This window comes from Enterococcus sp. BWT-B8 (assembly GCF_020567625.1).
Taxonomy (GTDB): domain Bacteria; phylum Bacillota; class Bacilli; order Lactobacillales; family Enterococcaceae; genus Enterococcus_L.
Genome location: NZ_JAJDJV010000001.1, coordinates 1 through 19,748, shown reverse-complemented (window position 1 = coordinate 19,748; position 19,748 = coordinate 1). Strand labels below are relative to the sequence as shown.

16 protein-coding genes and 1 pseudogene are annotated in these 19,748 nt (G+C 35.2%); 3 read left to right on the top strand and 14 right to left on the bottom strand.

The annotated features are described in order from the left end of the window. Positions 1–6 precede the first annotated feature (6 nt). The 7 genes from argF to rhaB form a co-directional block, all read right to left on the bottom strand. Entirely contained in the window at positions 7–1,026 is a 1,020-nt protein-coding gene (argF, locus tag LI951_RS00080; protein WP_202065690.1) for an ornithine carbamoyltransferase, read from the bottom strand. Positions 1,027–1,473: 447 nt separating this feature from the next. Beyond that, positions 1,474–1,881, bottom strand: a complete 408-nt coding sequence (locus LI951_RS00075) for a hypothetical protein (protein WP_229440892.1) — start codon at positions 1,879–1,881, stop codon at positions 1,474–1,476. A 1-nt stretch (position 1,882) separates the two neighbouring features. Next, entirely contained in the window at positions 1,883–2,206 is a 324-nt protein-coding gene (locus tag LI951_RS00070; protein ID WP_229440891.1) for a DUF3139 domain-containing protein, read from the bottom strand. 361 nt (positions 2,207–2,567) lie between these two features. Further along, the gene (gene arcA / locus LI951_RS00065) at positions 2,568–3,791 is read right to left on the bottom strand and encodes an arginine deiminase (protein WP_229440890.1); all 1,224 of its coding nucleotides are present in this window, start codon (positions 3,789–3,791) and stop codon (positions 2,568–2,570) included. Positions 3,792–5,062: 1,271 nt separating this feature from the next. Continuing rightward, the gene (rhaD, locus tag LI951_RS00060) at positions 5,063–5,890 is read right to left on the bottom strand and encodes a rhamnulose-1-phosphate aldolase (RefSeq protein ID WP_229440889.1); all 828 of its coding nucleotides are present in this window, start codon (positions 5,888–5,890) and stop codon (positions 5,063–5,065) included. Between the two features lie 73 nt (positions 5,891–5,963). Further along, on the bottom strand, positions 5,964–7,211 hold the full coding sequence (gene rhaA / locus LI951_RS00055) for an L-rhamnose isomerase (RefSeq protein WP_229440888.1): 1,248 nt from the start codon (positions 7,209–7,211) through the stop codon (positions 5,964–5,966). After that, on the bottom strand, positions 7,212–8,678 hold the full coding sequence (gene rhaB, locus LI951_RS00050; RefSeq protein WP_229440886.1) for a rhamnulokinase: 1,467 nt from the start codon (positions 8,676–8,678) through the stop codon (positions 7,212–7,214). Positions 8,679–8,846: 168 nt separating this feature from the next. On the opposite strand from rhaB, the gene LI951_RS00045 reads away from it, so the two are divergent. Beyond that, positions 8,847–9,716, top strand: a complete 870-nt coding sequence (locus LI951_RS00045) for an AraC family transcriptional regulator (protein WP_202065670.1) — start codon at positions 8,847–8,849, stop codon at positions 9,714–9,716. Positions 9,717–10,794: 1,078 nt separating this feature from the next. On the opposite strand, the gene LI951_RS00040 is transcribed toward LI951_RS00045, so the two are convergent. Beyond that, positions 10,795–11,694 (bottom strand): hypothetical protein, encoded by a 900-nt coding sequence (locus tag LI951_RS00040; RefSeq protein WP_229440884.1) that lies wholly within the window; start codon positions 11,692–11,694, stop codon positions 10,795–10,797. 804 nt (positions 11,695–12,498) lie between these two features. Here LI951_RS00040 and LI951_RS00035 point away from each other — a divergent pair. Continuing rightward, positions 12,499–13,185: a phosphoribosylaminoimidazolesuccinocarboxamide synthase gene (locus tag LI951_RS00035; RefSeq protein WP_202065666.1), complete on the top strand. Its 687-nt coding sequence runs from the start codon at positions 12,499–12,501 to the stop codon at positions 13,183–13,185. A 311-nt stretch (positions 13,186–13,496) separates the two neighbouring features. On the opposite strand, the gene LI951_RS00030 is transcribed toward LI951_RS00035, so the two are convergent. From LI951_RS00030 to LI951_RS15015, 3 genes are all read right to left on the bottom strand, one after another. Beyond that, positions 13,497–13,700 (bottom strand): hypothetical protein, encoded by a 204-nt coding sequence (locus LI951_RS00030; RefSeq protein WP_229440882.1) that lies wholly within the window; start codon positions 13,698–13,700, stop codon positions 13,497–13,499. A gap of 123 nt (positions 13,701–13,823) precedes the next feature. Next, entirely contained in the window at positions 13,824–14,009 is a 186-nt protein-coding gene (locus LI951_RS00025) for a thioester domain-containing protein (RefSeq protein WP_229440880.1), read from the bottom strand. A 48-nt stretch (positions 14,010–14,057) separates the two neighbouring features. After that, positions 14,058–14,192 (bottom strand): hypothetical protein, encoded by a 135-nt coding sequence (locus tag LI951_RS15015; protein WP_267491674.1) that lies wholly within the window; start codon positions 14,190–14,192, stop codon positions 14,058–14,060. A 226-nt stretch (positions 14,193–14,418) separates the two neighbouring features. On the opposite strand from LI951_RS15015, the gene LI951_RS00020 reads away from it, so the two are divergent. Then, entirely contained in the window at positions 14,419–15,525 is a 1,107-nt protein-coding gene (locus tag LI951_RS00020; protein ID WP_229440878.1) for an IS4 family transposase, read from the top strand. 365 nt (positions 15,526–15,890) lie between these two features. Here LI951_RS00020 and LI951_RS00015 read toward each other — a convergent pair whose 3' ends face one another. The 3 genes and pseudogenes from LI951_RS00015 to LI951_RS15215 all read right to left on the bottom strand — a co-directional run bounded on the left by LI951_RS00015 (position 15,891) and on the right by LI951_RS15215 (position 19,363). Continuing rightward, positions 15,891–16,556, bottom strand: coding sequence for a helix-turn-helix domain-containing protein (locus LI951_RS00015; RefSeq protein ID WP_229440876.1), 666 nt, complete (start codon positions 16,554–16,556; stop codon positions 15,891–15,893). Positions 16,557–16,562: 6 nt separating this feature from the next. Beyond that, positions 16,563–18,623, bottom strand: a complete 2,061-nt coding sequence (locus LI951_RS00010) for a serine/threonine protein kinase (protein ID WP_229440874.1) — start codon at positions 18,621–18,623, stop codon at positions 16,563–16,565. A gap of 95 nt (positions 18,624–18,718) precedes the next feature. After that, positions 18,719–19,363 (bottom strand): annotated as a pseudogene (locus LI951_RS15215) (hypothetical protein). Positions 19,364–19,748 lie beyond the last annotated feature (385 nt).

Below are 19,748 nucleotides of genomic sequence, written 5' to 3'. Positions count from 1 at the left end.
TTCTACCTATGCTTTTGGAATAAACAGGTTTCCTAAAGTCGCTGCCATAATTGCTTTAATGGAATGCATCCGATTTTCTGCTTCTTCAAATTGTCTTCCATATTTACTTCGGAAAACTTCATCTGTAATTTCCATTTCTTCAATACCAAATTTTTCCTTAATCATTTTTCCATAGGTTGTATTTGTATCATGAAATGCCGGTAAACAGTGAAGAACGATCAGATCTCCATCAGCATTACCGGTTGCTTTTACCATATCCATATTAATCTGATAATCCTTAAGCATACTCACACGTTCCTCGAATTTGTCTTCCTCACCCATTGAAACCCAAACATCTGTATAAAGTACATTTGCACCTTTTACGCCTTCTGCAATATCATCTGTGATTAGTAATTTACTGCCTGATTTTGATGCAAATTGTTCAGCATAATCTACGACTGATTTTTCCGGATGCAGTTCCTTTGGTGCACAAATTCGAACATTCACACCCAAAATCGCTCCTGTAACCAGCAAGCTGTTTGCCATATTGTTACGACCATCACCAACATAGACAAGTGTAATGTTTTCCAGCGTTTTGAAGTTTTCCTTAATAGTCATGAAATCTGCAATCATTTGAGTTGGATGCCATTCATCTGTCAACCCGTTCCAAATCGGTACACCTGAATATTTTGCCAGATCCTCCACTACTTCCTGACTAAAACCACGAAACTCAATTCCGTCAAACATCCTTCCTAAAACTTTTGCGGTATCCTCAACAGATTCTTTTTTCCCTAATTGAATATCGTTTGCGCCTAAAAATTCCGGATGAGCCCCTAAATCAATGGACGCAGTGGTAAACGCAGCTCTTGTACGTGTGGATGCTTTTTCAAAAAGAAGCGCAATATTTTTTCCTTCCAAATATCTGTGCGGTATATTCTGTTTCTTTAAATCTTTGAGATGAATGGAAAAATCAATTAAATATTCCAGCTCTTCTCTTTTAAAATCTTTTTCTGCTAATAAGCTTCTACCTTGAAATACTGATGTCATTTTCGTTCCTCCTATGTTAGATGAGCAAGTTCGGAAACTCGCAAAATATTGTTCTAATTGGGTTCAATCAAGATTGTTGCTGTTGATCTACCTCAATTTTTTCCTATTTTTAAGGGTTTTTACTTGGCAAGAAAAACCGTTCTTGATAATCGCTTGTGAACAAGTACCCTGTATCTAAATGAAAGGTGATCTTTTTTATGCTCCGTCAAGTTATGACCCCTTCCTGTTATTTATCTTAATTGAATGTCGCCTTAGCGAAAATACCAAATGACAATTTGATCTTCCATCACAACAATATCCAACTCTTCCAAATGCTGGATTTGGATCCAGCCATCCCATTACTTCGATAGGCCTATTCTCATACTGGAAAACCTACCAAAGATCCAACAATTCTTTTGAACTGCATAGTTTCTTAATCTAAAATTAAAACTGGCAAATAACTTGGTTTTATTTATGAAGGAGCTTTGAGCTATTGCCATGTAATTTAGTAATTAATATATCACCAGCTTGGGGATTTCCGGCAACACTTCGAAATTCTGGAATTACTGGATCAGATGGAAGGGGAGTTGTTGCTAATTGAACATATAAATCAAAAGTAATTTCCTCATCAAAGACCCCAATTGACCTATATTGTTCATATTGCTCCTGTAATGTCGCTAAATCCAAAGCTTTTTCTTTGGCTCCCCTCTGACTTATTTGAAAGCGTTCGTTTCTTTCAAATTCATCTAATTTTTCTCCGACTAAAGCATACTCGCTTAAGAAATCATCCATCTCACTTGCAAATACCTTACTACTATTAAACAAAAGAGCAGTGAAAATTCCTAAAAAACTTAGAATACACAAAAATTTTTTCATATCATTCCTCCTCAAAAAACATTTTATTTGTATTATAATACCTGCCATTTTCTACATAACCACGAATCCAATTTTTCTTTGAAACAGAGTAATCGTAATCATATAACAACGAACTATTTGTCACGGTAAATCTGATGCCAACACCTCCTCTCACACTTTTTATATCCCTAATAATATTAGTAATTTGAATATTGGTTGATTTCAGCCCATATTCATTTTCAAGTAATTCATACAACTCTTGTTCTGCAATATATTTTTTAACAGGAATTTGGTAAACATAGATGGAGGAAAACACAATCGCAACAATTCCAATTATAACTAACATTACCCTTTTAATAACAAACACCTCTTTCAAATTATGAACAAGTCCGGAAACTCGCAAAATATTGTTCTAATTGGGTTCAATCAAGGCGGATCAATAAACAAGTATTGGTCGATCATGGGTTGGAAACGATGAAGCTACGTAAAAACATCGAAACTTCTTTTACACCGTGATGGCGTGTATTGATCCCCATCTAGTACAGCTTACTTCCGCTTGAATCATTGCTATTTAAAAAAATGACGGATCGTAAGTTTATTGGGTGTCCCCTAAAATTGGTTCATAAACAATTCGGCTGGACGTTTGACTAAACCAGGTACATTTTTCGTTTTACTTCTTGAAATCTCAGCTAGTTTCCGTACTCACGCTAGATATTCTCTCTTACAAACGGCATACTCATACATCTTGGTCCGCCGCGACCGCGAACAAGCTCACTGCCTGGAATATAGTTTAATTTCACTCCGGCTTCTTCCAGACGCTTATTCGTAATCACGTTGCGATCATAGACAACTACTTCTCCCGGTGCGATCGTTAATGTATTTGATCCATCATTCCACTGCTCTCTTGCAGCTGCAGTAATATCACCACCTCCACAGCGAACCAGCTCAACAGCCGATAATTTTAAATAACGACAGAGTATATGTTCCAGTGTATCCTTTTCTTCAACAATCCTTATCTCCCCATTTTCCTTTGAAATAGAATAGACAATCAAATCCCCTTCGATTTCCGGATGGATGGTAAACTTATCGTAATCCACCATAGTGAACACCGTATCTAAATGCATAAATTTTCTTTTCTCCCCAATGTTAAAGGCTAATAAATGCTCAAAGCTTTTTTCACTTTCAAAAATATTGCATGCAAGCCGCTCAATCGAAACGACATCAGTTCTTTGAGAGATGCCCACTGCCATTACTTTGCTGGATAAAACCAGTTCATCACCACCCTCGATTCTTGTATTATTTTCACGATTATAAAGTAGGTTAACCGGATTGTCCTTGAACATTGGATGGTATTTAAAAATATATTTCCCATAAAGTGTTTCTCTTCGCCTTGTTTCTGAATACATCTTATTCAAAGAAGCACTGTTACCAATCGTAGCAAACGGATCTCTGGTGAAATATAAGTTCGGCATTGGGTCAATGAAGAAAGGATAGTGATCATCTACTAATCCTGTTAATGAAGTGGACTGAATCCCCGACAGTTGATTTTTTCTTAAGCCTGCCATCGACTGATCGATCAATTCACGATTTGTATCAAGTGACAGAAAGTATTCTTTAATTTCATGTTTAATTGTTTCATCCTGAATAGCTGCTTCATTAAGATATTCATCCAGAAACAGATTCTTAATTTCTTCAGAAATCAGTGCTTCTGCTGCCAAATCTTCCAAATACAAGACATCAATATCTTTTGAGCGAAGTGTATTTGCAAAATAATCATGCTCCTTTCTTGCCTGTTCTAAAAAAGGAATATCATCAAACAGCAGCCGCTCCAGATGATCAGGCATCAAATTTTCTAATTCTTTACCTGGACGGTGCAGCATCACTTGCTTCAGCTTTCCAATTTCTGAAAAAACATTAATTGCATTTTCCATAAATAAAACCTCCCATTGTTATTTTGGACACCCTTATAATAACAATTATTTAAACGCTTCCAAACGAGCCTTTTCTCTTCACTAATGCCCAATCCTTCTCATTATGCAGAAAGGATGAATATATACATCCTTTTAAATAAATTTACACTCGTTCCTTTTAAAAATTTATATTAATCCAAAATAAGTTTTTTCTAATGTAAAAAGAGGAGTAACTTAATAAATAAGATAATAAAGCTTTCCCAGTGTTAAAAAAGATACTATTAAGACAACATCCATTATCACTGCAGGAGTCAGCAGGTCATCAAATTGAAGGCTTTTAATTACATGGATATTATTTGTCGATTCCAAATTAATAAATAACATTTGAAAATAAATAAATGAATCTTTTTATTAGTTTTTTTAAAGAGTAATTTAAATAATTAATAACCTCCTAAAGCAGCAATCTTTATCTCTGGAATGATAGAAACATTGCTTTTACTACCAACTCAAAATGGAAGTAAAGATTTTGATGAAAAAGAAATGATAATTCTAACTCAGAAAAATTCTAAACTAGAACGACCATTCCTTAATATTCTCAGACATTCCTATTCATTCAAAAACTTTTGCTGAACCTGAATATTCTTTCTTTTGTCATCAAGAATAACTGATAGATCAGCTGCAGGAGCACGCTCCTACAGCTGCCGTCAAATTTATCGATTGATAAATAGGATAAATAAGCAAATCATCCTGAAAATATACCAGTGAAGAACAGCATCATTTATCCTTACTTACAACTTTAATCTATTTTATCTTTAATTGCAGTTAAAAAGAGTTGGCAGAGCATCTTAAAGAATACTCTGCCAACTCAAAATAGTATACAGCTATTAAAATTCATCACTTAAAGACGGGTATTTTACAGGTTAATAAAGTATCACTTTAAATGAGAATAGCCAAAATCCGTATATTCCAAAACAAAAAATTTTCATTTTTAATAGCTATGGACTCACCATCACCAGTTGAGGGTTTATTTCCAATTTATAGAATATGATATTCTCCGGCTAGACCATCCGATAGTTTTCATAACTGTTGCATCAGACTTTGAATTCTCCTGCAGCCTCGCTAATGGCTCCCTTTCCAAAATATAAAATCATTCTGTTTGCCATCTCCCTAGTCCCACCTTGCATTTTTCTATATAAACTACTTTCAAAACAATTGAAGTAAGAGTGATTAAGTACTTGCAAAAGCTGTATTTTTATAATCAACAAGTACTCCTCACGCCATAAAATTAATTCCTATCGTTCTTCAAGATAGCCTTCTTTAGGGATTACACCAAACGCATCAGCCAGTGTCCAAAGATTCTCATCTGAGATTGTCTGTTTTATCCCGCCCTGGGCACAAACATAGGTATAGACTTCTGCTGCTTTTTCAGCCGTTTCAATTAATCCAAAGACTTCATCCATATCTTTTCCAGCACCATAGATACCATGCTGGGGCCATAATACTAGGCGTGTTTCTTTCATCTTTGCTGCTGTGGCTTTACCAATCTCGTTCGTTCCAGGAACCAGCCAGGGAAGAACCCCAATACCTTCCGGGAAGACAACTAAACACTCTGTACACATTTGCCATAAGGTACGAGTAAATGCTTTTTCATCCAAATTATGAGTAAAGCTCATCGCCAGTAAATGACTGGCATGATTATGCATGATCACCCGGTTTTCCGGATCAACCTCTAAACGAGCAATATGGCTCATAAAATGACTGGGCAACTCGCTCGTTGGTACCGCATCATTTGTCAGTCCCCACAGCAGCTCTACCCCTTTCCCATCATCGCTTACGCGAACAACACCAAGGTTGTCAGTCGGAGCGGCAGAAACATTTTTAAAATATTTTCCGGAACCTGTCACGATAAAGTATTTTCCGGCAAGCTTGCTTCCGTCAAAAATCATGGGGATCGTTCTTAGTACCTCATTTGGATCAAGAAATGGTAAAATTTCTTCCTTCGTTAATAAATAGGAGATATTGCCGCCGTTGCGCTCATCCCAGCCTAAACGGTATAAATTCGTTGTCACCTCAACCATTTCACGTACAAATGGTGCTTGTAAAATATCCATTTTTTTCATATTTACGTTACACATTCCTTTCTTAAACTATCCAACAATTCATTTAAGTCAATACTTTCTTGACTCCTATTCATTATCGTTTGCTCAATACATTTTTTTCATATTCCTTGACATTCGTCAGCCAATCCAGTCCAACAGGTACCTTCTTCAACTCGCAGTAATAATTCCAGACATCTGCAAATGGGTAATCCTTTAATTCTTCAATCATTGCCAAACGAGTGGTATAGTCGCCGGAAAGCTCAATCTCTTTTAACTTCTCTGTGGGTTCAAGCATCGCCTTCATAATTGCCTTTTGTGTATTTCTTGTTCCAATGACCCAAGCAGCAACACGATTAATTGTCGCATCAAAAAAATCCAGACCGATATTGGTTATCGGCAGCAAGTCATTACGGACAAGTTCTCTTCCGATTTCCTGCAGCTCATCATCCATGATTACCACGTGATCACTATCCCAACGGATCGGACGACTGACATGCAGCAGGATTCCTTCACTGAACAATGACAAAGAAGAAAGTTTATTTGAAATGACCTCTGTCGGGTGAAAGTGTCCGGCATCCAGACAAACCAGCTTCTTTCTTGTCAGACCATACCCCATATAAAACTCATGAGAGCCCACAGTATAAGCTTCCGCACCGATCCCAAACAGCTTGCTTTCAACGGCATCTAAGATATATTTTTCATCCAGTTTTTCTGAGAAAATCTCATCCAGTGATTCCATCAATCTCTTTCTTGGCGATAAACGATCAATTGGATTGTCCTTAAAGCCGTCAGGTACCCAAAAGTTATTTACACAGACTTGACCCAGCTCTTTTCCGAAGTATTCAGCCACTTTTCTTGAACGTTTGCCATGCTCAATCCAGAAATCTCTAACTTCTTTATCTGCAGATGCAAGCGTAAAGCCATCCTTATACATGGGATGTGAGAAAAAGGTCGGATTAAAATCCAGCCCCACCTCCTGTTTTTTAGCCCAGGCTACCCATTTTTCAAAATGCTTTAGTTCAATCTCATTCAAATCTACCTGCTCCTCCGTATCCAGATAGATTGCATGAAGATTCAGCTTGTGATTTCCCGGAATCATTGCATACGCTTTTTCAAGATCCTTTCGAAGTTCTTCAGGAGTTCGTGCTGCTCCCGGATAATCACCTGTTACAGAAATACCGCCGGAAAGCTCAGCATCACTTAGAAATCCTTTGACATCATCCCCTTGCCAGACATGCATGGAAATTTTCACTTCATCCATCTTTTCCACTACTCTATCTGTATCCACTCCCAGAGCAGCATATTTCTTTTTCGCTTCTTCATAACGCTGTTTTATTGTCATTTAGCTTTTCGCTCCCTTTAAAAAAATTTTATACGAATCAAGTATTGCTGCATCGAATGCTTCAGGTTCATGAACAGAGATCTCAAATGACTGCCTGATGGCCTCTCTTGCTTCTTCCAGGTCTTTAAACGTACCTGCAGCGATCATCTGCAAAAGTATATTACCGATAGCAGTTGCCTCATCCGGTCCGGCTTCAACAGTGATTGAAGCAGCATTAGCTGTCAGCTGATTTAAAAATTTATTCTTTGATCCTCCACCAACAATCTGCAGTTTATCAATCGGTCGACCGGTATCCGTCAGCACTTTCATCTTCTCCAGCTCCACGGCATAGCACAAAGCAAGACTGTCATAAATACAGCGAGCGATTTGTCCGGTAGTTTTCGGAACCCTTTGACTAGTTTCACGGCAATAATCTTGTATTGTGAGGATCATATTTTCCGGATTCAGAAACCGTTCATCATTCACATTGATGAATTGCTGAAAGGGCTCTTCCTTTGCTGCCATAACAGCTAGTTCAGCATAGCTGTATTGATAATTCTGTATGCGGGCAACCTCCTGAATCAGCCACATGCCCATAATATTTTTCAAAAAGCGAATCGTATTATGTGCCCCCCATTCATTGGTGTAATTTTCATAAAATGCATTGCGTGTGATAGTGGCAACCTTCGTTTCAATTCCTAAAAGAGACCAAGTTCCGCTGCTGAGATAGGCCCACTCTTTGCCGCATCCCGGCGTGCCGATCACAGCCGAGGCGGTATCATGTGTCGCAACTGTTATAAAGCTGGCATTCGGCAAGTCATATTCCAAGAACTGATCCTTTATCAACTCTCCAAGAAAAGTTCCCGGATCAGCCAATAAGGATAACTGCTCTTTAGTGATTCCAGCTAATGCCAACAACTCCTGATCCCAATCCTGTGTGGCAGGATTTAGCAGCTGCATGGTAGAAGCATTGGTTTTCTCCGTAACTGCTTTTCCAGTAAAAACAAAACCCAAATAATCTGGAATAAGCAGCAGCTTCGCAGCCTGACTCAACTTCTCCTTATCCTCAACAAATAATTGAAAGAGTGTATTAAACGGCTGTATCTGGATACCTGTTTTGTCATATAATTTTTCTAATGAGTAAGCCTCAGAAAAAAATTTAATCGCATTTTCCGTTCTGATATCCCGATAAGAAATCGGTTCTTCCAACAGCCTGCCTGTTTCATCAACCAGACAATAATCAACCGCCCATGTATCAATCCCAACGTAGCAAGAAGCAACTCCGGATTTTTTTAATTTTTCCAACCCGATAAGTATTTCTTTTATCAGCCGTTTAATATCCCAACGGTCATGACCATCAACTTTTCTAAAACCATTTTTAAATCGATGGATCTCTTCTAGAGTGATACTGCCATCTGCCTTGCATTTACTTTTCATTAAACGGCCGCTTGAAGCACCAATATCTACAGCAATATATGTATCGATCATTCTCCCACCTTCCATTTCACTTTCTTGTCAGAACATAAAGCGGTATCATTTATAAAGATGAATCCACAAAAATTCCGATCACAAACTAATAATAGTATGATTTCACCTCTTTCACATCAAACATTTTTGATATATAATTGCACTATCTTGATAGAAGGAGAAAATCAAATGTCTTATTGGGAAAAAGCAAACCATTCTTGGAGCCAGGATTCCATCCGTTACATCAATACGCCTTCTGAAAAAAGTAAAGAGCTTTTTTATTATGTACAGGAAATAGGTTATTTTAAAGCTTCCCGCCCTTATTTCACAGAAAGAGAAAATCTGCCATCCTTTTTAATGAAGTTCACCCATTCAGGTAAAGGCTGCCTCGCCTATAAGAATCAGAAATACATACTCGAAGCCGGAGATATTTTTTTTATTGACTGTATGGACTATCAGCATTACCAGACCATCAGTGAAGAGCCATGGGAAATGGACTGGGTGCATTTTTATGGAGGAAATTCTGAATTGTTCTATCAGGAATTCATGAAGAACGGCTCCAATGTTTTTCACAGTAACACAGCTAATTTGGAAAATCCGATTCATTTAATCCTTCGTCAATTATTACATGTACAGGAAAACCGGCATGCCCAAACAGATTTCCAAAGCTCTGTACTGTTGCATCAGCTCCTAAATGAATTGCTGATTCAGAAAAATCAGTTGGATTTTACTTATGAAGAAATTCCAGATTATGTATTAGCCATGAAGGCTTTTATTGACCGACAGTTTAAAGAATCACTCTCAATGGAACAGCTGGAAAAACAGTTTCATATTAATAAATATCAGCTAAACAGAGAGTTTTCACGGTTTATCGGACAGCCGCCCATCAACTACCAAATCAACAAAAAGATCTCCTTTGCAAAAGATCTGTTGCGCTACTCCGATCAATCGATTCAAGAAATTGCTCTGGAGCTGGGCTGGGATAATTTTGCTTATTTCAGCAGACTATTTAAAAAAAAGACCGGACTTACACCCGGGGTCTACAGAAAAATTGGTTAAAACAACATCGCCGGGTTATTTTAGAACGAATAAAACGCTCCAAAATAATCCGGCGAATAACTGAAAACTGAATATTTCAATCATTCGCATATTCTAATAGGTATCTCTAGCCATTATCATTCCATACCGTATATGTTGATTTAACAAAGAACAGGATATTTTCTTTTTAGAGGACTATACGCTGCACCCAGATGGCACAAAGATAAGTAAACAGAGAACCAACAATTTACGTCTTCTCATCTAAATCGCCTCTCTATTTTGATTCGCCAAGATAATAGCCCTATCTAAATAATTCTTTCCATATACATTGAGCATTGCCAATACTCTTTCATGCGAAAAATTGAGGAAGTTCTCAATTTTTCTTTCGGAAACTTCATTGAATGCTAGAATTATCTTGATCGTTTGTCCATAATTTCCATCAAGCTTCTGACCTTCTCGATTTATAATGCAATTAGCATATCATCAATCTTTATAAGTGCCGCCCGCCACGACATGAGTTAGTTTCTTTTAAGATGTCGGACAAACTTACTCAAGTGGAATTTTCTTCATGCATTCAACCAGAGAAGCATCCGGTATTTTATTTATTCTATTTCAAATCAACTGGTTCAGTTGATTCATAAGTCAATAGCGTTAACGTTATCTTTCTTTGATTAGTTTTATACTCTTAATTCAATCAAAATTATTTACGTTTGCATTGGATAATAAAAAGAATGATGAGAGTTGGAAAATTGCTGATGTTGAGCTTTCAAAATCAGTAAAATGGATATTGGGGAAATTATACCTGAAAGAGGAATGAATATTACACATAGTATGAAAGGAGTATTGCTAGCTAACTTCTTCTATGAAATTAAAAAATCTATTAGCGGATGTGGATAGGTATCTATAAAAGTATCCATTCCAGCTTTAAAAGAGTGACAAAAAAGCCTCTATAATGTTTCATGCTGGCAGAAATTCCTTAAGGAAAATTGACCAGTGCTTTTTAAGTGTTCAAACATAAAAAAGGAACAACTTTTACTGATAAAATGGCATCATCTAAAACCGCAAATCATCAGAAAGGTTGTTCCCTTGTGCACTTGAATTAAGCCTCAGATATACTAGCTAATTCGGCTTGAATAACTAAGCGTTTATTGCCTATTGGATCAGCACAAACATAGAGGGTAAGTTGAGGTCGCCCATCAATATCTCCTTGTGCATCTATTGTTTTAGAAAAAATACCTGTTTCATCATCAAGAAAAATATCGGAAACCCTAAATTTGTACTCTTTATTATCAGAAAATTGTAAAACATGGATTGTATCATTTATCTTTAACATTAATCCTTCAACAGTGTCTAACTCACCGATTGTTCCTGCTTCTGTTTTTAAAAGCGGATTAAAATATTCTTCAGGAGTTGCATAAAATGCTGAATGAGCTGCAACAACCACGTTATCTTGACCCAGTACCTGCTCTTTCTTTGCTCCACAGGCATTTAGTAAACGCTGATCATCAGAGTTGGGATCGTTAGACCATTCACTTCCAGTTTCATAACCAACACCTTGAAAATAGTCAATATTCAGTCCAATCTTATCACAAATTATTTTTCCCAATAGCTCCCCATTTATGCCCTCATCCAACCGTTCATAGGTCATCGGTCGTGAAATAACTGTGTTTTCCATTTGTTTGGCGATCCGCTGATCCTCCAACTCTTCCTCAGTAGGCTGTTGCTCAGAACTCATTGTTGATTCTTCCGCTTTACCTGAATACTTGGAGCTGCTTTCGGAGAATGTTGAGGATGTTGAAAGTACCTCTTCCTCTGAAGTCTTTGAAAAAGAGGTCGTTTTTTCTGCTTCAGCCAGCTGCTTCTTTGGCTGGTTCCAAAAAAAATAGCTGACTATCAAAATTAGAATAATAGACAGTATGATTGAAGCTTTTGCAATCCAGGGAAATCCAGTTTTTCTTTTTTTCCTATGTCGTTTTTTTTGTCGAGAAGAATTTGACATTGATTCTTTACATCCTTTCCAAATTGAAATAGCTGATCTATATTTCATTCATTTAAGCTGAATTATTCATCTAAAAATATACTTAATCATTAAAAACAACAGGTAATATATATTATAGCAAATTCTAATGAGACTGAATACAAACAAAAATCCGAACTATACGTAAAGGAATAATTTAATTCAACCGTATGAACTACCCTACTGGAAGAGAAGCAATGAATTCATTCACAGCAAAACTATTTAGCGCATTGGAACAGCAACTACTAGAAACTATATAGCATCGAAGCTGCTCCTCTTTATCAGTCTCTTGTCACAATAAGCAATTGATATTTTATACAATAAAATATTTTGCAGCAGCCTGTTCGACTTTTCCACTCCCTGGTTAATGAATAAACAAATAAATTCGATTATGTTCTTCATTTGTCATACACGTTCAAGAGACTTATGGACAAGCAAAGGAAACTGGGTTATATAATTATTTCACATCGTTGGAGAATCTCTATCTCCCTTTTTTAACAGTTGATTACAAAAAAAGGAAACACCCCTTATTAGAAGAAAACATCTCTGATATCCACATCCATGACTTCAATTGTTTTCTGGTTCCTTAATGAAAACTTATGCCGATTAAACATCAGAAAAAAACAGTGTAAAAACCAATTTAACCTAGAACCCACACTAATTATCATCCAAAACCGAACTTTATTCTTCTTTTTATCATTAAAATACGGAAAAACATCGACATCATAAATATTCAATGGTATCATTTTTGAAAACACTGAATATTTTTGAGAAGGCGGGAAGAACATGAAAGAATTGTACGATGGTAAAACGAAAACAGTCTTACTGGATGAAGAAAGTAAAGAAGTTTACTTATTATTTAAAGACAGTGCAACCGGTGAAAATGGCGTCTTTGATCCAGGTTCCAACACAGTCGGCGGCAGTGTTGTCGGTAAGGGAAAAATTGGTTTAACTGTTTCCCAATACTTTTTTGAACTAATGGAAAAAAATGACATCCCTACGCATTACTTGGGGGCAGATATCGAAAAAGGTATAATGAATGTTCGCCAACTAACGGTACCAAATTTAGAATTTGTTCTACGCTATTTCACGGCGGGCAGTATGTGTCGCCGTTTCACCTTACCAGAAGGATTACCATTTAACCCGCCTTATTTGGAAGTCACGTTGAAAGACGATGAACAAGGTGATCCGTTGATTACTGATCGTCTGTGCCAGATGAAGGGGATTTTAAAACCCGGACAATACGAAGAAGCACTCGATCTCTTAACAAAAGTTGGGACAGTTCTTAAAGATTCTTTAGCAGAAATGAACTTAACCTTAATTGATTTTAAAATTGAAATTGGCTGTGATAATGATGGAAGAATGTATGTCGTTGATGAAATCACTCCTGATATTTGGCGTGTCAAAGATGAAGCAGGTAATATTCCCAACCAAATTGAGTGTGCACAGCTTATCCTAGATAAAATTCAATAAACAAAAGGTGAGGTTCTGTTATGAGTGCCTCACCTTTTGTTGTTTTTTGATGAAAAAGAAAAACCCCTTGATATACAAGGACTTTCGCACTTTGTACTTAGTTAGAGAATCTAAAAGACAATTATCTTCTGATTTCTTTTGTCTGTCCGTTATACTTAAATTTCATTTTCATATTAGGCACAGCTTTTCCAGTATCTTCATCCACTTTTTTCAATTTTACATTTCCATTGAGCTTTACTTGGATCGCTAGATTCATTTCCCCAACATTGGATAATTTACATGTTGCTACAGTCTATTCACCAGGTTTCTTATTAAATGAAACTTTGACCCACTTGATCTTTTGGAACCATACTGTATTGAAGCTCACCAGACTCTTTAGAACTAGCCGTAGCAGTTAGTTTCAAGGTATTTCCATTCTTTTCAATTTGTAGGTTTGCGGAATTATCTAAAAGATTGCCATATTTTGATAAAACATTATTTGTATCTGTTAGCGTGATGGAAGCATCAACATTCAACGTGATGTTCTGATTCGTAAAACTTGGCTTAATTTTATGGTTGGCTACTTTCGTTAGAATTTCATTTTTTCGATTTGCATAGTTTGGAAGTTGAGTGGTTAATAATGTATCACCAAACTCTTCCTAAATGATGTTTTGAGTAATGCCATAATTTTCCATTGTAGGACTAAGTTGATAACCATAATATGAAATCAAAGATAGCCGTTCTTTTTCTGTACTATTTAGTTCTGATGGTGTAAATCCTGAACCGCCGTTCAGTAAAACACCATGTTCAATACAAAAAGCAGGTTGATTATCGGCTTTGATCATATGCACACCATTGTCCGTCCAGTGTAAGCCTCCTAGTGAAGCAACATGCTAAGTAAAAACATAATCCCCAATTTTTTCATAATTGACCGAAGCTGCAAGAGCCGTTATTGGGGTAATAAAAAAAGCAATCATCACTGTGAGAACACCCACTAGCGAGATTGCTTGACGCTTTTTCTTATTCATTTGTTTTCTCCTAATTAATTTTTGAAAATATACTTAGTTTCTGTAGTATCAAGTATTCTCATCACAATCTCTCCAAAAAAAGAATATCAAAGTAAAAATTTTGATTACTTAAATATAAAATATTTCACTGGTGTTGTATTAAACTCTTCACCTATTCCATGACAAAAAAAAATCCTTTATAATTGAACTCGGATGACTTATCCAAGACCAATATAAAGGACCATACATGGATAAGTATAAAACAAATTCAGCATTTAATAAATGGTTTTCTGCCATAAAATTAGAAAATCTTTCTGTTTACTCAAAAAAATGGATTCTTGATTACAATTCGTATCGTAAAAAATTGTCTTTTGAATCGGTCTTGAAACTTTTTCTCTACGTAATTAATGAAGAAAAAGAGAGTTTACGTGATTTGAGTACCTCTCTGATTAACGAATCGCTTCAAATAGAAACCGATGTGACAACCATTAGTCATACCCAATTATCTCGTGCGTTCAACGTACTTGAACCAAAGGTATTAGAAGAAATTTTTCAACAGCTTTTAGAAAAAGTCCAACACCAGATGAAACCAACCAAACGAAACAGTCTTTATCTGATTGATTCCAGCACTTTTTCTCTCAGCTTGAAGCGACACAAATGGGCGACTTTTCGAAAAACCAAATCAGGGGTCAAACTGCACTTGAATTACTGTTACATGGAGGATGCCACGATGTATCCTACTGATTTCACGTTGACTAATGCTCACAAACATGATGTTACTCAGTTGAATGTGTTAGTGAATCAACCCGAAACGACCTATGTCTTTGATCGTGGCTACTTGGACTTTGAAAAGATGGATCAGATGCATTGGGATGGTTATTTCTTCGTCACACGTATCAAGAAAAATACCAACGTTCATGTAGTAGCAACGTTGGCCTCCTCACTCAAAGAAGAAATTCTACGAGACGAACTCGTTCGGTTAGGTTCTAAAACCTATTTGACAGCTAACTTTCGACTAGTGACCATTCAAGACAAAAGTGGACGTGCGTTTCAATTCATTACCAATCGAATGGACTGTTCTTCAAAAGAAATAGCAGATATGTACCATGCTCGTTGGCAAATCGAATTGTTTTTCAAACATATCAAGCAACACATGACCAGTAAAACGTTCTTTTCTCATAGCGAAAAGGGCGTGCATAATCAATTGATTTTAACGCTGATTTCCGCTCTGTTAACCTTTCTCATCAAAATAGAGACAAACACGAAACAATCTGTTTTCCAAATCAAACGATTCTTTCGCTATTTATTGTTCCGTCCAGTTGAATGTTGGTTAGAGAAGTTGATTCCTACGTGAGAAAAAGGAAAAATGATGCGTAACTTTTTGTTTTCAGTTGAATACTAGCACAAAATTTTCTGGAAAACAGTCATCCGTTGCGTCAGCACAGTTTTTTTTCACAAATCCCACAGAAGGTAGTTTTCAGAATATTCTAAAAGAGTTTTATGCAATACTAATGAAAATATTTATTTCTATAGAAAAAGAAAAATCCTCTGTTGATGAGTATTATTCTAACTAAATAATTACAATTAAAGCTCTTAATCAACATTTTTTTCATTATTTGCATTCAGTAATTATAATGCCTTATTAGTTACTCTCCTCAAATATTAGAAAAAACAAAAAAGCAGCAGACTCTTATTAAGAATGCCGCTTCTGTCTTTATCTTAATCCCAAATCATTGATGTGTTCTCAAAGAAATTATCATCAATTGTATTGCTTGTTTTGGAAATTTTATCAATCAAACTTGAAATAGAAATATATTTTGATATGCTATCACATTTTTTTGATATTTTTGGTTTTATTAACTCTATTACTACATTATTATCAACCGAAAGTAATCCTATTCCGTATTTTCTTACTTCTCTTTTATCTACATTTGCTATATGTTCTACCGGTAAGGCTAGATATGAGTAATCTGAAAATTGAAGATATCTTTGAGCTTGTAATAAACCTAATTTCCAGTCTTTAACTTTCACTTCAATCGATATGGTTGTTCCACTATGCTCCAAATTAATATCTTTCACAGCTATAGAACTATCTTCCATAGAAACTATACCTAATTCTTCCAATAGTCCAATACTCTGCTTCATTTCTCTTGGCGTTAAATTACTAGTTTCCAAAATTTCTTTGAAGCTTTTACCTTCGTTCCTCTTTAGAAGACTGTATATGCTTAATGTATAATAATTTGCGATATTTGGATGAGCATTATCTATGTCAAATCCAATCATCACATCAGGAATTCCAATCCCCATCCTAATCTCATTAGCATAATTTAATCCCTTATCGAAAAGAAAAGTGTTAAGATTTTTCACGACTTCACTTTCCCTCATCACATATTACACCCCTACTTCTATTCTAAGTTTTTCAACCACTTGCATCCAAGTCTTTATAAACTGATATTGATTGGGTTTAAAAATAGGTCCTAAATTTTTATATATAACAAGTGCCTTACTCATTCTATCATAAAAATAATCAATTCTCTCAGAAATACTCTCGAAGGAATTCATTTTTTCCATCTCCCTATTTCTATGATACAAAAAATGTTTCTTTACATTTGCTTCTTTCAGTATAGCACTAATTTCTTTATCTTTACAGTACGGACAGTCGCATTTTATTTCATCCCCCATAGGAGAGTTGAATATAGAAACTAGCTTGGAGGGATCTTTTCTTAAAATTGGGACTGATCTTAATATATCTGGGAAATAATAACTGATATACATGTTATAGCTGTCTTCTGATGACTTAAACAGATCTTCAGAAAAAGTTTCAAATCTTGAAGCACCCGATTCAAATCCATAAATCCCAAATGAATTCAATAGCATCCCTATACTACCAACTCTACCAGCAATTACTTTTTTTCCTGTTGAATTCTGAATTGCCAACAAAGTCTTTATATAATTAAAAATTTGAGAAACACCTGAATCGTAATTTATACTATCAACATATATCCAATATGCATCTGCTGGTAACGAACTTAGCACATTAATGAAATATTCGCGTTCAGAAGCGATAGACAGTAGCTCACTCTTGATGCATACGCCCATAATTAGATCTTTTTTAATATTATTCTTGAGTAAATAATCTCTAGCTTCTTTTAAAAACTTAACATCTAAAGAAAACCAAGATTCATCTGAATACTTTAAAGCCGCATTATCAGAAGTGTTATTACTGACATGAAAAGGCGCAACAATCTGGTTCGGATTAAACTTTAATTGCTCTTCTACAACTAGTTTTACATACTCTTGTATTTTTGAATAATCTTCAAAAGACGGTATTTCTAACCTATCAAATCCTTTTGGAGCATAAGGTAAAGCGACTAATCCTTTTACCTCTGAGTATGAATCATAGGCCAGTCTTGTTGTTGCAGGATCGATAAAAAAACTAGAGTTAGATTGAATTAATTTTAACAGACCTTTTTGTTGATCTTGATGATTAATTGGAAAGACACAATTTGGTATGCGAAAACCATCTTGAGCAAAATCAGATAGTATACTTTTTTCATTCCAGACCCGCAGGAAAAACTCTGATTTTTCTTGCGAACTATTTTCTATTTCAATGGATACCACTTCTGATCTAAGCAAATCCTTTATATTTTCTATAGAATTTGGTCTTTCATAATTATTTTTGCTCAATAAAGAATTAATTAAATTATCTATATAATTTGGAATTTCATAATTGAACAAAAGTATAGATTTTGGGGGTTCATTTAGAATTTTATAATACAATTGATGTATTGAATCAACATCCCCATAAGGACTACATTTTGCTAACATCTCATAAATGATTACGCCTAATGAATAGTAATCTGATCTGTAGTCAATTGACTTACTATCTCTAATCTGTTCAGGTGACATATAAAGCGGACTTCCTACAGTACTTCCTGTTGAAGTGATTGAAGTATAATCAATTAATTTTGATAACCCAAAATCTAGTATTTTAATAGTTCCTTCTTTAGTGACAAAAATATTTTCTGGTTTTAAGTCTCTATGAACTATATTATGTTTATGCACTGCATCTAATCCAGAAAGAATTTGTTGTACATAATTATTTGTTTCGCTAATACTCATCGGATCTTCCAATGAGTTTAAATGAGTTTTCAAATCACTACCATTAATATATTCCATTACTAAATACAAATATGACTGAGTGTTATCTATATAACTTCCTTTATCTATATATTTAGTAACATTTATATGCTTTACTTTTTCTAAAACAGCAATTTCTCTTGAAATCCTATTATTTTCACCATTCCTCTTAAATTCCTGAAAAACGTAATCATAATTAAATATTTTCAATGCATAACTCAAACCATTTCTTTTTGCTCTATAGACAGTACCAAACGACCCTTTTCCAATAAATTCTACAAGCTTGTAGTCATCAATAACTTTTCCTAACATTATTTCACCTCATCGATAATCAAATTTCCACTTTTAATTAATTCAATTATACCATGATTAAACTTATTCTTTACACTTAGATATAAAATAATGAATTATCTAAGATTTTTCAATAACTTTTCTATATTCACCTTCCTATAATCAAAACCAATTTCTTCCATCAACTCTTCCCAAGACTTTCCTGTTTTCCTCATAATGGTATCCACTGATGGCAAATATTCTGAGTTCGCTCTGTTTCTAAACTCGTTCATCGATAGACTTTCTTCTAAACCTAATCGAATAATCTCATTCCTTAACTCAAAAAGAAGTTCAAAACTTGAAGCTGTTCCTTCTGAATCTCTTTTAAAGAAAGGTTTAATATCATCAAATCGCTTTTTCATAGTGTCTAGAGAAGGAATAGTTTTATCTCCAACAGTTCTTCTCTTGTAAGCTCTTTGAGAACGAATTCCTTCTTCTTTAATAAATGTTACAACAATTTCTTTCAGTTCATCATTAGACATTTTAGACCAACAATACCTTTCTAGTCTGTTCTTTCCCAATTGAATTAGCAGCCGATCCCAAGAACCAAATCTTTCTTGGATACACCACAAACTAGAGACCTCTTTAGGATGTTCTTTTAATTTTTGTTAATATTTTCTCACAGAGTCAATTTGATGTTTTTCAATAAATTTCAAAATAATCTGCATTAGTTTCAAATCGCTCTCTTTTTTCCAAATTACTCGTTTATCATCTGTATTCATAATGATCTGTCTCCTCAACTATATTATAGAGAATATAGTACTATCAACCTTTTTAGCATCCGTGGGGTATGTTACGGTACTGGTCCTACGTGTAAGCAAATCAGCCTCAACCTTGCTAAATTCGGAGGTTCGTTTTGGTATTTTCGGATTACTTTTGTCGTCAGTAAAATAGTCAAATTTTTTCTCGTTTTGACTGCCTATGTCGTCAAAACGAGAAAATCTAGGATAATTACAAACAAAAGTCCCCATTTTACGAAAATTAGGCTCTATAATTTATTGGACTGATAGAAAAAAATCTATCGGTCCTATTTTCTCATTAAAAAACAAGGAAGACACACAACATTTCCGCTAGAATAGAATCACCACAAAACCAACTAGAAAGGAA

Coding starts and splice junctions, on each gene's coding strand:
- argF (WP_202065690.1), bottom strand. CDS start 1,026: ATGACATCAGTATTTCAAGGTAGAAGCTTATTAGCAGAAAAAGATTTT.
- LI951_RS00075 (WP_229440892.1), bottom strand. CDS start 1,881: ATGAAAAAATTTTTGTGTATTCTAAGTTTTTTAGGAATTTTCACTGCT.
- LI951_RS00070 (WP_229440891.1), bottom strand. CDS start 2,206: ATGTTAGTTATAATTGGAATTGTTGCGATTGTGTTTTCCTCCATCTAT.
- arcA (WP_229440890.1), bottom strand. CDS start 3,791: ATGGAAAATGCAATTAATGTTTTTTCAGAAATTGGAAAGCTGAAGCAA.
- rhaD (WP_229440889.1), bottom strand. CDS start 5,890: ATGAAAAAAATGGATATTTTACAAGCACCATTTGTACGTGAAATGGTT.
- rhaA (WP_229440888.1), bottom strand. CDS start 7,211: ATGACAATAAAACAGCGTTATGAAGAAGCGAAAAAGAAATATGCTGCT.
- rhaB (WP_229440886.1), bottom strand. CDS start 8,678: ATGATCGATACATATATTGCTGTAGATATTGGTGCTTCAAGCGGCCGT.
- LI951_RS00045 (WP_202065670.1), top strand. CDS start 8,847: ATGTCTTATTGGGAAAAAGCAAACCATTCTTGGAGCCAGGATTCCATC.
- LI951_RS00040 (WP_229440884.1), bottom strand. CDS start 11,694: ATGTCAAATTCTTCTCGACAAAAAAAACGACATAGGAAAAAAAGAAAA.
- LI951_RS00035 (WP_202065666.1), top strand. CDS start 12,499: ATGAAAGAATTGTACGATGGTAAAACGAAAACAGTCTTACTGGATGAA.
- LI951_RS00025 (WP_229440880.1), bottom strand. CDS start 14,009: ATGATCAAAGCCGATAATCAACCTGCTTTTTGTATTGAACATGGTGTT.
- LI951_RS15015 (WP_267491674.1), bottom strand. CDS start 14,192: ATGAATAAGAAAAAGCGTCAAGCAATCTCGCTAGTGGGTGTTCTCACA.
- LI951_RS00020 (WP_229440878.1), top strand. CDS start 14,419: ATGGATAAGTATAAAACAAATTCAGCATTTAATAAATGGTTTTCTGCC.
- LI951_RS00015 (WP_229440876.1), bottom strand. CDS start 16,556: ATGAGGGAAAGTGAAGTCGTGAAAAATCTTAACACTTTTCTTTTCGAT.
- LI951_RS00010 (WP_229440874.1), bottom strand. CDS start 18,623: ATGTTAGGAAAAGTTATTGATGACTACAAGCTTGTAGAATTTATTGGA.